Origin of the sequence: Rhodanobacter sp. ANJX3, from assembly GCF_014200755.1 — a bacterium.
Taxonomy (GTDB): domain Bacteria; phylum Pseudomonadota; class Gammaproteobacteria; order Xanthomonadales; family Rhodanobacteraceae; genus Rhodanobacter.
Map to the genome: position 1 here is coordinate 117,345 of NZ_JACHCM010000004.1, position 12,704 is coordinate 130,048.

A 12,704-nucleotide genomic window follows, 5' to 3' on the forward strand; every position below is an offset into this window, starting at 1 on the left:
AACAGAGGCGGCCGCCATTTTTGCAGGCGGCACTAAAAACCCATACAGAACAATAGCTTTGGCGCCTATTTTTGCAGATGAACCGGCAATGAATTTTTTCAGCGGTCTTTTGCAACTTTCCCCGCAGGGCGCGTTCCAATCTATCGGATGCACGCAACGGCATCCCCGGCGCGCCTACCTCCCTGGGCCGCCACCCGCCACGAGCCTCTCCCCTGGGTACCGTGGCGGCCGGCCCCGAAGGTTCCCCCTAGCCTTCGGGGCCTTTTTTTGCCCGCGATTCGTGCGAATGCCGTGGACCCTTTCTGCACAAGGGCATCGGGCATACTCGCCGCTCAATCACATGGGAGAGTTTCATGCGCGCAGGTCTGATCATCGTCGGTATCCTTCTGCTGGTTGCCGGCATCTACGTCACCATGGGCAACGGCAGCTACAAGCAGACCGATACCGTGGCGCAGCTTGGGCCGGCCAAAATCGAAGCCACGCACACCAAGACTGTGCCCGAATGGGCGGGTATCGCCGGCATCGTGGTCGGTGGCCTGCTGGTGGTCGGTGGGTTCGTCAGCAAAAAGCGCTGAAGCTGCAGCGCCCTTCCCCTAAACCGCCGCCTCCGCGGCGGTTTTCTTTTGTGCAGGCTTTCATGCCGCACGCCAGCCCAGAGAGACGCCGCCCGCTACAATGGCATCGATGGATGTCTCCTACCTGATCGACTCGCTCAACGACGCGCAGCGCGAAGCCGTCTGCGCCCCACCCGGCCACTATCTGGTGCTGGCCGGCGCCGGCTCCGGCAAGACCCGCGTGCTCACCCACCGCATCGGCTGGCTGACCCAGGTCGAACGCGTGCCGCCATGGGCGATCCTCGCCGTCACGTTCACCAACAAGGCCGCCGGCGAGATGCGTGCGCGGCTGGATGCCTTGATTCCCGGCAGCACGCAGGGGCTGACCGTGGGCACCTTCCACGGCATCGCCCATCGCCTGCTGCGTCGGCACTGGCGCGAAGCGGGGCTCACCGAAACCTTTCAGATCCTCGATTCGGACGATCAGCTGCGCCTGGTCAAACGCGTGGTCGCCGGCCTCGGCCTGGACGACGCGCGCTTTCCGCCGCGTCAGGCCAGCTGGCAGATCAACAACTGGAAGGACGAAGGCAAGCGCCCGGAGAGCATCGAACACGGCAACCATCCGGTCACGCGCACCTTCGTGCAGATCTATCAGGCCTATGAAGACGCCTGCCGCCGCGCCGGGCTGGTCGACTTCGCCGAACTGCTGCTGCGCGCGCACGAGCTGTGGTTGAAAAATCCCGCCGTGCTGGAGCACTACCAGCAGCGCTGGCGCTACCTGCTGATCGACGAATTCCAGGACACCAACACGCTGCAATACGCGTGGATTCGTGTACTCGCAGGAGCCACTGGCCAGGTGTTTGTCGTGGGCGACGACGACCAAGCGATCTACGGCTGGCGCGGCGCGAAAGTCGAAAACGTGCAGCAGTTTCTGAAGGATTTTCCCGGCGCCCGCACGATCAAGCTGGAGCAGAACTACCGTTCCACCTCCAACATCCTCAAGGCCGCCAACAGCGTCATCGCGCGCAACGGCGGACGCCTGGGCAAACAGCTGTGGACCGCAGGCGACGACGGGGAACGCATCGCTCTTTACGCCGCGTACAACGAGCAGGACGAGGCGCGCTTCGTGATCGAGCGCATCCGCGAATACGTCGCGGAGCACGGCAGCGCGAAAGACTGCGCGATTCTCTATCGCTCCAACGCGCAGTCGCGCAACTTCGAAGAGCAGCTGATCCAGCGCGACATTCCCTACCGCGTCTACGGCGGCCAGCGCTTCTTCGAGCGCGCCGAGGTCAAGGACGCGCTGGCCTATCTGCGCCTTACCGCCAACCGGCACGACGACGCGGCGTTCGAACGCGCGGTCAACACGCCACCGCGCGGCATCGGCGATCGCACGCTCGACGCCCTGCGCAAGCGCGCCCGCACCGACAACACCTCGATGTGGGAAACCGCGCTGACCGAACTGGCCGGCGCCAGCGAACTCGCCGGCCGCGCCAAGAATGCGGTGAAGGCGTTTCTGGCCATGATCGATGCGATGGCCAAAGCGTTTGCGGGCCTCGATAGCGATGCTGCGTTTACGCTTGCCGAACAGATCGACCACGCCATCACCCACACGGGCCTGCGCGACCACTACGAAAAGGACAGCCGCGGCAACGGCGAGGCGCGCGTGGAAAACCTCGACGAGCTGGTCAACGTCGCCAGCCGCTTCGAGCCCACGCAGGAAGATATCGACGCGGGGCTCAGCGAACTCTCCGCCTTCCTTTCACATGCCACGCTGGAGTCCGGCGAAAACCAGGGCGAAAAGTGGGACGACTGCGTACAGCTGATGACGCTGCACTCGGCCAAGGGCCTGGAGTTTCCCATCGTGTTTCTGGTCGGCATGGAAGAAGGCCTGTTCCCCAGCCAGCGTTCTGTCGACGACGAAGGTCGACTCGAAGAAGAGCGCCGGCTCGCCTACGTCGGCATCACCCGCGCGCGCGAAAAGCTGTTCGTCACGCATGCCGAATCGCGCCGCATGCACGGCACCGAAATGCTGGCGCGCCCGTCCCGCTTCCTCGGCGAAATACCCGCCGAGCTGGTCGACGAAGTGCGTCCGCGCGTGCAGGTCACCCGCCCCATCTACGCCGGCCGCTTCAATCAGCCGTCCGCGTCGTTGCAGGAGGAACTGCCGGTGAAACTCGGCCAGCGCGTCAGCCACCCCAGCTTCGGCGAAGGCGTGGTGATCAGCGCCGAAGGCAGCGGCGGCCACGCGCGACTGCAGGTGAATTTCGAAGGCGCCGGCAGCAAGTGGCTGGTGGCGTCGTATGCGAATCTGACGCCGCTATAGCTTGAGGTTGTCGGTTGACTCCTCTCTATATTTAATGCAGCGCCATTCGCCACACGGGGTTACACAGGCACCTTCGATTGGCTTTTCCCTGGCTGGCGACGATGATCATTCTAGCGAAGACATGCATTTGTACTGCCCGCACACGTAGGCTTACTTGCTCAGACTGAAACATGCAGTCTCGCTTATCGCTCAAGTCGGGCAGTCAACGGTCCTGCGCAAACTCGATGGTCCCTCGGATACCAAGTTCAAGGTAACTATCAACGAGCCAGTGAATACGTAGTGGCGTCCCCGCGTCCGCCATTGACTCCGTGCCCACGTCACGACCTGTGCCGTAATTGATCTGGATATGAGGGACTTTGGGGACGCCGACTACGGCTACGATCCGGCTTCCTGGCGCCAACATGCGGGCTGTCAAAGTCTGGCTCTGAAAATTGAGAGTGTGTGCTTGACCAGGCACGAGCAATTGTCGCCGAGTCCGATCTTGCATGAAGCTCACACGGCCGAGGTAAGAGGCCAAGTCGAGATAGCGACCGTCCGATTTCAACTCATAAAAATTGACTGACAGATCAAAGTCGCGCTTGTTGGCAATGATTTCGAATCGTCCTTTAAACAGACCGTCGATCTCCAACGACTTCTTAAACGGCTTTGTTTCGAACACCAGTGCGTTACGGGTGTCGGGCGCGCTCGTGGGAGGTTGAAAATCCACATCGCTGCGATTAGTGAAGTCAACAGCAAGTTCAGGTATTGCCTGGCTAGCCGGGGCGTGCCCAAACAACAGCCGGTCAGCTTCTCGGTTTCCCGTGAGATAGAGGCGTACACGGCTGGCGGCCATGTCCGCGAGAGTCGACGTATGGCGCCACGTATTGGCACCCATCACTTCGAAGTTGACTCGGTCGCTCAGGAGCGTCGGCAGCGGAAAGCCACGGAAAACGTGGTCAAACCACTCAAGGCGTAAATCCTGAAGGTCAATCAACGATGCCTTGTCGACCACATAGCCATCGACCTTGGCGAGCACGCCGGTCTGCATGGCAATGTGGTGATAAGGGCCGATGATCATTCGATCGTCGGCGGCAGGCCGGTACTTGAGGTGCTCCTGAAAGTAATAGAGCGCACCAACCATGCCGCCGTCGTAATAACCCGTCTCTACGAATACCGGAATATCGATACTGGCGAACTCGAGACCGTAGGGTATCAGGCGTTGCCAATAGGCATCGTAGGCCGGGTGTTGCAACCAGGTATCGAAGATGGGATTGGGCTTGCCGTCGATCTTGTCGAGATCACGATAAGGCCTGCCGCTCACGTACCATTTCTTTTCCAGCGTATCCCAGCGAGCCCGGTCATCGTAGGTGTTGTCATCCAAAGTCTTGATATCAGTCGTGTAGAACGGCCAAGGATAGATAAAGCTCTGAAACACATTGCCTTGCATCGGCGTGTCGATGCCAGGGGCGTTGGTGGCGTTGGTAGCGATCGCCTTCAGTGCTGGAGGATGATGTTTCGCAGCGGACCATTGAGTGAATCCGTTGTAGCTACCGCTGAACATGCCAACGCGGCCATCGCTCCAGTTCCGATGCGCGAGCCACTCGATCACAGTTGCCGCGTCGTCACCGTCATGCACGTAAGGGGTCACTGGTTGAGGACTTCGACCTTTGCCTCGCGTATAGGCGACCACCCCCGCATAGCCATGGGCAGCCATCATTATCGCGTCACTCATGCTCCAATCGTCCCGGGCGTAAATCGTGAAATTCAACAGCGCGGTTAGTTTCGTCGTACCCGTAACGCGGGGGCGCACGACAATGGCGGCGATTTTTGCGCCATCGGGCGTCGGGATCAAAACTTGGTCATCGATCAGATAGCGATGCCTGCCGTCCGCTTCGAGCAACGGCACCGACGCTGGCATGAGGTACGTCCATGCCATCAGCGCCTCATGGGCCGCTACGAAGTCCGCCGCCGATGGGCACTGCTCCAGCGCCATTCCCTGGCAAGCTTTTTTCTGCTTTGACTCCTCCGAGCGGAGCCTATCGAGGCCCTCGCCGTACCAGGGCAGGATGTCGGCCGCCTGGCTATCGGGAAGCGCTCCATACAGCTCTGAAAACGCGCGAGACAGCGCCTCGGATCGCCCCAACCCAGCCGCTTCATAAGCTTTGGATCGGGTATAGATCCGCCACGGCGTGACAGCAGGAACAAGCCTCGGCTCGTTCGAACGATAAGCGGCCTGAAGGCGATCCAGTGTCGACTCCGCATCAATGAAACGTCCGGCAGCAAGCTGAAGTCGGAAACGTTTTGTCAGGTCGGCCGGGCTCCGTGCCGCCGCAAAGGTCGAGATCAACTCCGCCGCGACGTTCGGAATTTGAGATTGTTCGACCGAGACACTCTGTGCGCCTGCGGCGACCGCAGTCAACAGGCCCATGATCAATAAGGCCGACGAAGCGAGAACGTTCATAAGATCCTTTCACCCCAACCCACTCAAAAGAACCGTGCACATCAAGCCACGCTCAGATCGCGGAATAATCCCGGGAAATGAAAGGATGCGGCGAAGAAATCGGCGAACGAACACTCGTGCGCGGCGAACGGTCAAATAACGCGGTCGCGCAGCAACTTCGCGCCTGCCCGGCTGGTCGAAATCGTTTGGCCAGTTTCCATATGCAAGAGCAGGCGTCCTCCGCCGGCGGGTTCTGCTCGAACGACGCGATGAACGTTCACGATCCAGGAACGATGAACGCGAACGTACTTCGCCGGATCGAGTGACTTGGCAAATTCAGCAAGCGTCACGCGAACAAGGTGCTTGGTGGACAGTGTTCTCACTTCGGCGTAGTCGTCCGCGCCACCGATGCTCACGACGTTGTCTATATCGAGCGGCCTAAGCTCATCGCCGATTCGGACAAAGTAACGTGACAATGCCGTATCGGCTCTTGCTTCGGTATCCTCCCCTGAAACGACCGTTAACGGAGCAATCACAATGGCATCAGCTTGATCTGCGCCCATCATCACTTTGGGATCATCCGTCTCGGGCAATGACCGTGTGCCCTTAATTACTCCCCCGATCACCATCGCGTCGACGTACGGCGTGGCGGGCACCCCGTGTTGGCCCTGCAAATAGGACAAGGTCGCTATCAATGCATAGGTAGTGACATTCTCAAGCGACTGCCAAGCGGTTCCACTGATCGAGAAGGGTCGCACCAGAAATCCAGTCGGACCCTCGCCGTCGAACAGGCCCAGAAGAACGATCAGCAACCCATACGACAGGGAAACGAATGCGGCGCATAGCAGAACATGGGCGGCCAGCTGGATCGCGCCGGGCTTCCCGAAAAGTTTCCGCAGAATAATGCGGCGCGCTATCGCTCCGAAAATTACTACAGGCACCGTATTAGCCGCTCCGCCCAGCAGGCTTCCACGCAGGTCGAGATGCAAGGCCAGCCGGATAGTCATCGAATAAGCCGCAAAGATGCCGGCAACCGCCAGCAGATCAAAAGTCCGCCGTCTCATCCACTTCCCCAGTACCATTCGCAAGTTAAACGCGGAGCGTGCAGGGTTACCCGGGCGGCTTCAAGACGGTGCTGTATGGACCGAGCCTGAAACCCAAGGTGAAGCGTGTCCTAGATCTTGTGAAAACGTGCCAGCGTCAGGGCACTGCCATTGGGACTTGCTCGGCTCCCGCAGACACTTCGGCCATATGATTGGACTGGCATGACCTAGCATTGTCACTGAGATCGAGACGGCTACCTGATATCAGCGCGAAAGCAGATGCTTTGCGATTCGAACCATACCGTCTCGACTCGCATTTATTCCCGCAACCGCGGTACCCCAAGCTCGCTGCGCTCTTCGATCGTGATCGGACGCGTGTCGACGCTGCTGTTGGGATTCAGCGGCAGCGGGTCGGTAACCTCGCCGCGGGCGAAGGCCAACGCGTTGCGGTAGCAGCGGCTGGCCAGGGCGTCGTTGCCTTGGCCGGCGTGCAAATCGCCGAGGGCCTCCCACACCGATGCGCTGGGCGCGAGGGCGAGGACGCGCTGCAAATAGGTTTGTGCCTTGCTCCACAGCTTGAGGCGCAGGCACATGCGGCCCAGCGTGAGCAGCAGGCTGGCGTCGTTGGGGTGACCGTCGAGCCAGCCTTCGGCGCGGCGCAGGCGGGCGTCGATGTCGTGGTTGCCGAGCGTGCCGTAGGTTTCGATCAGCAGCGGCGACCACTCGCGGCGCAAGGCCGACTCGACTTCGTCCATCGCCGGCAGGATCAGCCCGAAGCTCGCCGCGCGGCGAGCATAGGCGTCGATGATGGCGGGTACGCGGCGCTGCGCCTTGGGCAGCTGCGACCACAGCGTGTTGAGCGTGGCGCCATCGGGCGATGCACTGAGCGTGGCAACGAGTATTTTCGATTCCAGCGCGTTGTAGGCGCGCGTGCCGAAGGCACCGCTTTTCTGCAGCGGCTCCAGCGCCTGGCGCGCGCGGCGCAGATCGCCGCTGGCCAGCGCGGCCAGCGCGAGTTCGCGCCAACCGGCGGGCGTGAGGCTGCCGCTGTCCGACTCCGGCGCCAGCAAGGCCACCGCTTCGGCAAACTTGCCGTCGCGGCGCAGCGCGCGGGCGCGCAGCACGCGGGCGCCCTTGGGCGCGGACTGGGCGGCCTGATCGAGCGATTCGAACGCACGCGCGTATTCGCCCCGACGCGAGGAGGCCTCGGCCGAACCCAGCAGAGCGGCGCCGCGCAAGCTGTCCAGACGCGAGGCACGATTCAGATCGCGCTCGGCGTCGCCGTGCCGGCCCTCGGCCAGCGCGATCAACCCATCGTTCATGCGCTGACGGCTCACCCGCCGATGCCGCCGGGAGAACGCGCCGAACGGCCAGCGAATCAGCCACCACAGTGCGCTGAGCACGACCCAGAACAGCAGCAGCGTGAGGATCGCGGTGACCACGGTGCGTTCGGCGTACCAGCCATGCCACTGCACATAGACGTAGCCCGGATCATCGGCCGCCCAGTGCCAGCCGAACGCAACCAGCGCGGCGATCACCAGCAACAGCAATATCCAGCGCCACAGCTTCATAGCTTGACTCCGTTGCCCGGGGCTGCGCTGCTGCCCGACGGCGCCGGCACCGTGCCGGTCGCATCCGGTTTCAGCGCATGCAAGGTGCGCAGATTGCGCAGCTCGGTCAGCGCCGCGCCCAGATGCACGGGCGCGCTGGGCGGCAGCGCCGCACCGAGCTGTTTCAGGGTGACGCGCGCCTGCTGCACGTCGGGATTGCTGTCGTCGAACTGGCTCGACAGCGCCACGTCCACGCGCTGCAGCGCGGCGGCGTAGGCGTTGGCATCGTAGGCGAGCAGCGCGGTTTGTGCCTGCGCCAGATCGAGCGAGGCCAGCTCGCGGGCGAAACGCGCATCGGCGACAGCGAGTGGCGCGCCGTTGGAGCGCTGCACGCTGATCACGCTGGCCAGCGCCTGCTTGATTCGCTGCCAGACGGTTGGCGATTGATCGTTGCTGGTCGGGCTGTCCAGCGTCTTCAGCGGCAGCGTGGCGAGGTCGCCGCGCAGTTCGGTCAGCTGCTGCAGCGCGCTGGCCTGGCTGGCGGGCTGGCTCTTGACCAGCGCATCGCGCTCGACGGTGATGCTTTGACGCAGGCCGGCAAACGTGGCGTCGTTGACGCCGGCCAGAGTCTGATCGGCCAGGGTGTAGGCCGCGACCGCACCCTGCGCGTCGTGGAACAGCGTGTAGCGCTCGCCGGCCATGCGCAGCAGCGATTCGGTTTCGTCCAGCAGGGTGGCGTCCTGGCCGGACAGGCTCTTTTGCGCGAGCTTGGCCACGGCGTCTTCGAGATTGCGCGTGCGCTCGGCCTGACCGAGCAGCTCTTCGCGCAGCGAACGGTTGACCTGATCGGCATCGCTGAGGCGTTGATTGAGGCTGGTGCGCTCGCCGCTCACGCCGCTGAGCGTGGTTTCCAGCGCGGCCACGCGCTGCTGCAGCGTGGCCAGATTGCGGCTATCGACCGTACTCACCTGCGCCTGCTGCCACTGCCGCCAGCCCACGTATCCGGTGCCACCGATGGCGATCAGCGCCAGCAGTACGGCCAGCGCCAGCGTGCCACCGCCGCGCGAACCCGGCTCATGTTTCGCTGGCACGGGGCGCATCGGTTTTGCCGGCATCGGGTCGACTGGGGCTGGATCGGGGCGGATGTTCTCGGGCACGGCGTTCTCACTCGGGTTGTCTGCGTGGATCTACGAGCCATGCTACCAGCCCGTGCGTTCAGGGTCGTAGCGAGGCCTTGTGAAGGGCGCCATGAAGCGCTGGCGCGAGAATCAGCCGACGCGCGCGGCGGCATCGAGCAGATCGGCCGAGAGCGCCGACTCGGCACGCATGACGCGACCGAAACCGGCAGCGCTGGCTGCCGCGGCCAACCGTTCGCTGCTGACCACCGCCGTGGTCGCCAACAGCCGGGCCAGCGGCAGCGGCGGCAGCAGCCGCCAGAGATGACTCAGCGCCTCGGCACTCGACAACAGAATCAACGCCGAGGTCGGTAGCTGCAGCAGCGCATCGACGTGGCGACGATCGAGCCGCGGCGCCACGCGCCGATACACGTGCAGCTCGCGCAGCTGCGCGCCGCGCGTCGCCAGCTGCTCGCCCAGCAAGCCGCGGCCACCGGGCGCACCGATCAGCGCAACCCGTTTGCCGGCCGGCTCGCGCAGGGCCGGATGATCGAGCAGGCCTTCGCTATCCTGCCTTGCAGGTACCCATGCGACATGCATGCCGTGCCTTTGCAGCGCGCTTGCGGTACCTTGCCCCACGGCCAGCACGGTCGCGGACGAAAGCAGCGGCGACAGCGCGGCAGCGAACGCTACCGCCGCAGGGCTGGTGAAAATCAGCAGATCGTCGGCAAGGGCATGCTGCAACGCTGCACGGGCTACAGCCTGATCGGACACACCGCGCAGCGACAGGCCCGGCAGCAGCATCGGCACGCCGCCGCGGGCACGCACCCTGCGCGCCATCGAAGCAGCCGTACCGGCGGGGCGTGTGATGACCACCGTGCGGCCGCCCAGATCCGGGGGAGTTTGCCGCTGCATCTTCGCCTCGCATCCACTTCTCGCCATTGGCCGTAAGTGTAACGACCTACCTACAATCGGGTATTCACCCGTATGGACAGAGCCTCACGTGAGCACCATCGATCTCCCAACGCACAACCTCGCCCGTCAAGCAAAGCAGCTGGTGCAGTTCATGCGCGATGAAATTCCCATGGCGCTGGCGATGGATATCCGGCTGGGCGACTGCGATGAGGACCATCTGGATCTGCTCGCCCCGCTCGCACCCAACGTCAACGACAAGGGCAGCGCGTTCGGCGGCAGCCTGGTCAGCGTCATGACCCTCAACGGCTGGGCGCTGGTGGAGTTGGCCCTACGCCGGCACGGCGAGGACTGCGACCTGTTCGTCGGCGAGTCCAGCGTGCATTACCTGACGCCGGTGCTGCGCGATTTCCGCAGCGAAGCCAAGCTCTCGGCGCAGGCGGACTGGGCGACGTTTTTTCGCACGCTGGATACGCGTGGGAAGGCGCGCATCGAGGTGGTTTGCTCGGTGCCCGGCGAACACGGTAAGCCGGCGGCGACGCTATGCGCCCGCTTCGTCGCCAAACGGCGCAGCGCACAGGCGTCTTAACGACACCGGACGCCGGCAGCGGCTTGAGGCAGAATAGATCAGTCAACAGCCAACCCTTCGCCAAATCGCTGTCATACCGACTGAGGCTACCCGCCATGCGCCGCGTACTGAGCATTCTTGCCCTTGCCGCTTTGCTTCTGGTCGCCGGTTGCGCCACGCAGAGCCGTACGGAAACGCTTAACACCACGCTGACGGCCTATGCCAGCACGGTGCGCTGGGGCGATTTTCAGAGCGCCACCATTTTCCTCGACCCGAAGACGCGCGCCGACAAAATGCCCACTGCGCTCGACCTGGCGCGCTACAAGCTGGTGCAGGTCAGCGGATACGACGCTGGCAACGGTCCCGTGCCCGACGGTGAAAACCAAGTGCGGCAGATCGTGCATATCAACCTGATCAACGTCAGCACACAGTCCGAGCGCAGCATCATCGACCGGCAGACCTGGCGCTACGACGAAACCACCAAGCACTGGTGGCTGACCAGCGGGCTGCCGGACATCACGCAGCAGCAGTGACCGCCACAGGTTCGCCGCTTGGCAGCGCCGCCCTGCCTGACCCGCACTGCCCGTATAATCGCCGGTTTACCCGAACAGCCGCACTTCACGCGGCAGTGGAACCACGATGAACGATTTTCTGCACAAGCTGCCCGAATTTATCGGCAACCACGCGGCGCTCTCCGCTCTGTTCGCAATCCTGCTGCTGGCGCTGATCGTCATGCAGATCACCGAACTCTTCAGCAAGACCAAGGTGCTTACGCCTGCCGGCCTGACCCTGCTGATCAACCGCGAGAACCCGCTGCTGGTCGATCTGTCGGCTGTGGTCGACTTCGAGAAAATGCACGTGCCCGGCGCCAAGCACGTGCTGATGAGCCAGTTCGATCCAGCCAACAAGGATCTGGCCAAGGCACGCGAGCTGCCGGTAGTGGTGATGGACAAGGACGGCCGCGGCAACTCGATCAAGGCCTCGCAGCAGCTGGTCAAGGCCGGCTTCACCCAGGTCTATACACTTGGCGGCGGCGTGCTCGCCTGGCAGCAGGCGCAGCTGCCGCTGGCCAAGGGCAAGAAATAAACGGCGCGTTCTGGAACGTCTGTGGTCAAACCCGTTGCAACGCGTGCGGCGGGCAAGCCGGCACTAAAGATGGTGAATCCCGGCGCGGCCGTTGAGTATCTGCGCCAGCACGTCGGGCGCGTACTCGAACGAGTCGTAGTACAGGCGATCCTCGGGCAGGCCGGCCTGCAGAAACAGCTGGTGTCCGGCCTCGATCATGGGTGGCGGTCCGCTCATGTAGACGTCGTAGCCGGACAGCTGCGGGTGATCAAGCAGCACCACTTCGTGCACCAGGCCGCTGCGCATGCCGCCGGCCTGTTCGGGGTCGGACACCACCGCGTGAAAATGCAGGTTCGGCGCCGCCTCGGTCCAGCGCTCCGCCAGAGCGGGCATGTAGATATCCGCCGCGCTGCGCGCACCCCAATAGACGTGCATCGGCCGCCGTGTGCCCAGCGCAATGAAGTGCTCGACGATGGCCTTGATCGGCGCAAAGCCGGTGCCGCCGGCCATGAAGATCATCGGCCGCTCGGAATCCTCGCGCGGCACAAAGGTGCCTAGCGGCCCCTCGATGTGCAGCATGTCGCCCACTTTGAGGCTTTCGTAGACCCACGAGGTGAAACCGCCACCGATGGCCCGACGCACGTGCAGCTCGATCATACCGTCGGCCTGCGGGCCGTTGGCGATAGAGAACGGCCGATGCTTGCCGTTCTCCAGGATCACGTCCAGATACTGGCCGGGCACCCAGTTGAGCTTGATTTCGCCCGGCGCCGGCAGCAGGTGCAGGCCGACCGCGTCGCTGGCCAGTTGCCACTTTTCCGCCACGACCACATCGAGCTGGCGTCGGGCGATCGCTTCGACCGAGGTCACTTCGCGCACGTCCAGCAGCAGGTCGCTGGTTGCGGTGGCCTGGCACAGCAGCACGGCGTGATGAGCCTTGTCGCTGGCGCTCAGTGCGATCGGTGGGTTGTGCGTGTATTCGCATTCGCCCTGCAGCAACGTCGCCTTGCAGCTGCCGCAGACGCCCGAGCGGCAGGAATACGGCAGCGCAATACCGGCGCGCTGGGCGGCCTCAAGCACAGTTTCATCGGCCGCGATGGCGAACTGGCGACCGGAGGATTTGATGGTGGCAGTGAACACCCGAGTTTTCCCGAT

The 12,704-nt window shown here is 63.3% G+C and carries 11 protein-coding genes; 5 read left to right on the plus strand and 6 right to left on the minus strand.

Annotated features, from left to right (window positions below; all coding sequences use genetic code 11):
- Window positions 1–353: 353 nt before the first annotated feature.
- A complete protein-coding gene (locus tag HDE76_RS12300) occupies window positions 354–575 on the plus strand; it encodes a hypothetical protein (RefSeq protein ID WP_179480649.1) in 222 nt (73 codons plus the stop codon).
- A gap of 109 nt (window positions 576–684) precedes the next feature.
- A complete protein-coding gene (uvrD, locus tag HDE76_RS12305) occupies window positions 685–2,880 on the plus strand; it encodes a DNA helicase II (protein WP_179480647.1) in 2,196 nt (731 codons plus the stop codon).
- Window positions 2,881–3,082: 202 nt separating this feature from the next.
- On the opposite strand, the gene HDE76_RS12310 is transcribed toward uvrD, so the two are convergent.
- The 5 genes from HDE76_RS12310 to HDE76_RS12330 form a co-directional block, all read right to left on the minus strand.
- Window positions 3,083–5,320, minus strand: coding sequence for a CocE/NonD family hydrolase (locus HDE76_RS12310; RefSeq protein ID WP_184507960.1), 2,238 nt, complete (start codon window positions 5,318–5,320; stop codon window positions 3,083–3,085).
- 131 nt (window positions 5,321–5,451) lie between these two features.
- Window positions 5,452–6,363, minus strand: a complete 912-nt coding sequence (locus HDE76_RS12315) for a LytTR family DNA-binding domain-containing protein (RefSeq protein WP_255481583.1) — start codon at window positions 6,361–6,363, stop codon at window positions 5,452–5,454.
- Between the two features lie 296 nt (window positions 6,364–6,659).
- Window positions 6,660–7,913 (minus strand): heme biosynthesis HemY N-terminal domain-containing protein, encoded by a 1,254-nt coding sequence (locus HDE76_RS12320; protein WP_184507963.1) that lies wholly within the window; start codon window positions 7,911–7,913, stop codon window positions 6,660–6,662.
- A complete protein-coding gene (locus HDE76_RS12325) occupies window positions 7,910–8,992 on the minus strand; it encodes a uroporphyrinogen-III C-methyltransferase (RefSeq protein ID WP_255481584.1) in 1,083 nt (360 codons plus the stop codon). Before HDE76_RS12325 ends, HDE76_RS12320 begins: the two co-directional genes overlap by 4 nt.
- Window positions 8,993–9,160: 168 nt before the next feature.
- Window positions 9,161–9,922, minus strand: a complete 762-nt coding sequence (locus HDE76_RS12330) for a uroporphyrinogen-III synthase (protein WP_184507966.1) — start codon at window positions 9,920–9,922, stop codon at window positions 9,161–9,163.
- An 88-nt stretch (window positions 9,923–10,010) separates the two neighbouring features.
- Between HDE76_RS12330 and HDE76_RS12335 the strand changes: the two genes are divergently transcribed.
- From HDE76_RS12335 to HDE76_RS12345, 3 genes are all read left to right on the plus strand, one after another.
- Window positions 10,011–10,508 (plus strand): YiiD C-terminal domain-containing protein, encoded by a 498-nt coding sequence (locus tag HDE76_RS12335; protein ID WP_343205703.1) that lies wholly within the window; start codon window positions 10,011–10,013, stop codon window positions 10,506–10,508.
- Window positions 10,509–10,603: 95 nt separating this feature from the next.
- Complete coding sequence (locus tag HDE76_RS12340; protein ID WP_179480637.1) at window positions 10,604–11,020, plus strand: hypothetical protein; 417 nt, start codon at window positions 10,604–10,606, stop codon at window positions 11,018–11,020.
- 106 nt (window positions 11,021–11,126) lie between these two features.
- Window positions 11,127–11,573 carry a rhodanese-like domain-containing protein gene (locus HDE76_RS12345; RefSeq protein ID WP_184507972.1) on the plus strand — a complete coding sequence of 149 codons (447 nt, stop codon included), beginning with the start codon at window positions 11,127–11,129 and terminating at the stop codon, window positions 11,571–11,573.
- Between the two features lie 63 nt (window positions 11,574–11,636).
- Here the strand turns inward: HDE76_RS12345 and HDE76_RS12350 are convergent, their stop codons facing one another.
- On the minus strand, window positions 11,637–12,689 hold the full coding sequence (locus tag HDE76_RS12350; protein WP_184507975.1) for a 2Fe-2S iron-sulfur cluster-binding protein: 1,053 nt from the start codon (window positions 12,687–12,689) through the stop codon (window positions 11,637–11,639).
- Window positions 12,690–12,704 lie beyond the last annotated feature (15 nt).

Excerpts from the sequence above, each read along its gene's own strand:
- HDE76_RS12340 (WP_179480637.1), top strand. The coding sequence starts at position 10,604 with ATGCGCCGCGTACTGAGCATTCTTGCCCTTGCCGCTTTGCTTCTGGTC.
- HDE76_RS12300 (WP_179480649.1), top strand. The coding sequence starts at position 354 with ATGCGCGCAGGTCTGATCATCGTCGGTATCCTTCTGCTGGTTGCCGGC.
- HDE76_RS12315 (WP_255481583.1), bottom strand. The coding sequence starts at position 6,363 with ATGAGACGGCGGACTTTTGATCTGCTGGCGGTTGCCGGCATCTTTGCG.
- HDE76_RS12320 (WP_184507963.1), bottom strand. The coding sequence starts at position 7,913 with ATGAAGCTGTGGCGCTGGATATTGCTGTTGCTGGTGATCGCCGCGCTG.
- uvrD (WP_179480647.1), top strand. The coding sequence starts at position 685 with ATGGATGTCTCCTACCTGATCGACTCGCTCAACGACGCGCAGCGCGAA.
- HDE76_RS12330 (WP_184507966.1), bottom strand. The coding sequence starts at position 9,922 with ATGCAGCGGCAAACTCCCCCGGATCTGGGCGGCCGCACGGTGGTCATC.
- HDE76_RS12310 (WP_184507960.1), bottom strand. The coding sequence starts at position 5,320 with ATGAACGTTCTCGCTTCGTCGGCCTTATTGATCATGGGCCTGTTGACT.
- HDE76_RS12325 (WP_255481584.1), bottom strand. The coding sequence starts at position 8,992 with ATGCGCCCCGTGCCAGCGAAACATGAGCCGGGTTCGCGCGGCGGTGGC.
- HDE76_RS12345 (WP_184507972.1), top strand. The coding sequence starts at position 11,127 with ATGAACGATTTTCTGCACAAGCTGCCCGAATTTATCGGCAACCACGCG.